The sequence below is a fragment of the Nonomuraea sp. NPDC001684 genome (genome assembly GCF_053596515.1).
Map to the genome: position 1 here is coordinate 1 of NZ_JBSFGJ010000834.1, position 1,757 is coordinate 1,757.

3 protein-coding genes are annotated in these 1,757 nt (G+C 75.3%); 1 reads left to right on the forward strand and 2 read right to left on the reverse strand.

Annotated features, from left to right (window positions below; genetic code table 11):
• Positions 1-305: substrate-binding domain-containing protein (locus ACWCSD_RS52305; protein WP_449927339.1), on the forward strand; the 305-nt coding region annotated here is incomplete at its 5' end.
• On the opposite strand, the gene ACWCSD_RS52310 is transcribed toward ACWCSD_RS52305, so the two are convergent.
• Both ACWCSD_RS52310 and ACWCSD_RS52315 read right to left on the reverse strand, forming a co-directional pair.
• The gene (locus ACWCSD_RS52310) at positions 244-888 is read right to left on the reverse strand and encodes a phosphatase PAP2 family protein (protein ID WP_397216114.1); all 645 of its coding nucleotides are present in this window, start codon (positions 886-888) and stop codon (positions 244-246) included. The genes ACWCSD_RS52305 and ACWCSD_RS52310 overlap by 62 nt on opposite strands.
• A 39-nt stretch (positions 889-927) precedes the next feature.
• Positions 928-1,757: substrate-binding domain-containing protein (locus ACWCSD_RS52315; protein WP_449927343.1), on the reverse strand; the 830-nt coding region annotated here is incomplete at its 5' end.

Sequence of the window (1,757 nt, forward strand, 5' to 3'; positions counted from 1 at the left end):
CCGCCGACCCCGGCCTGACCGCGCTGTTCTGCACGCACGACATCCTCGCGCTGGGCGCGCTGGAGGCGGCCAGGCTCGGCGGCCGCTCGGTGCCCGGCGACCTGTCGGTGGTCGGCCACGACGACATCGACGAGGTACGGGTGACGCATCCCGCCCTCACCACGGTCGCCGTCCCGAGCAGGGAGATGACCAGGCAGGCCATCGAGCTCCTGCTGCGCGCCCTGGACGAGGGCCGCCCGCCGGTCAACTCCCTGCAGTTGCTGCGCTCGACCCTGATCGTCCGGGCCAGCAGCGGCCCCGCCTGACCTCCTGCGGCGCGGCGCAGGCGGCCAGCGTGCGGCGCAGCCATCGTCCGCAGCCCCGGGCGCTCCAGCCCGCCGCCGCCCCGACGGCGACCCCGGCCAGCACGTCGCCCGGGTAGTGGGCGCCCACGTACACGCGGGAGGCGGCCACGCCGGCGGCGAGCAGCGTGACCGAGGTGGCGACCGGCAGCGGCGCGTCCCTGGAGACCGCCACCGCGAAGGCGACCGCGGACGCGCTGTGCCCCGACGGCAGCGACGAGGACGCCGGCACCCGGCGGCGCCGGATCACCGGGATGAGGTCCGTCAGCGGGCGCGGCCTGCGGATCGCCTGCTTGACGACCATGCTGGTCAGCGGGCTGGCCAGCGAGATCGCCAGCAGCCCGCGGACGCCCGCCCGCTGCAGGCGCGGCCGGCCCGTCATCATCAGGACGCCCGCCACCAGCCCCCACAGGACCGAGTTGTCGGCCGCCGACGACAGATGCGGCAGCAGGGCGTCGAGCACCGGCAGGTCGGAGCGCGCGACCCGGTCGAAGGCCCGCTTGTCCCAGGCGTCGAAACGTTCGAGCAGCATCATCCAGCCGATCACCTCCGCGACGGCCCTACACCTGCCCGCCGATCATGCCGGTCATGCCCGGGACGGCCTGGCTCCCGTGCTCTCCCTGACCACGAGCTCGGGCTCGACCAGCCGCCGCGCCTCGGGCTCGTGCCCGGCCATGAAGTCGAGCAGCAGGTGGAAGGCGTGCCTGCCGACCTCGCCGAAGTCCTGGCGCACGGTGGTCAGCGGCGGCCAGAAGTAGGCCGACTCGGGGATGTCGTCGAACCCGGCCACGCTGACGTCCTCGGGCACCCGGCGGCCGGCCTCGCGCAGCGCGCGCAGCACGCCGAGCGCCATCTGGTCGTTGGCCACGAACACGGCGGTGACGTCGGGGTTCTCGCAGAGGCGGCGGCCGAGCTGGTAGCCCGAGCGGGCGCTCCAGTCGCCGCGCAGCACCTCGGGCGCCTCCCGGCCGGCGGCCTCCAGCACGCCGCGCCAGCCCTCGATGCGGCCGTTGGCGTCGAGCCAGTCGGCCGGGCCGGCGACGTGCCAGACCGTCTCGTGGCCGAGGCTGAGCAGGTGACGGGTGACCCGCCTGGCGCCCGCCTGCTGGTCGACCTTGGCCACCGGCACCGGGATGTCGTCGCCGGCGTCGACGGCCACCACCGGCATCTCCGGCGGCAGGTGGCGCAGGCCGTCGGCGGCCGACTCGTGCGGCGCCACGATGATCACGCCGTCGACCGCCTGGGCGCGCAGCCGCTGCACGCCCTCCTCCATCGACCTGCGGCTGAGCGAGGGCAGGCTGGCGATGCTGACGTTGTAGCCGGCCCGCCTGGCCGCCTGCTCGATGCAGTAGAGCGTGGAGGCCGGGCCGTAGAGGGTGGTGTCGATGCTGACCACGCCGAGCACCCCGGACCTGC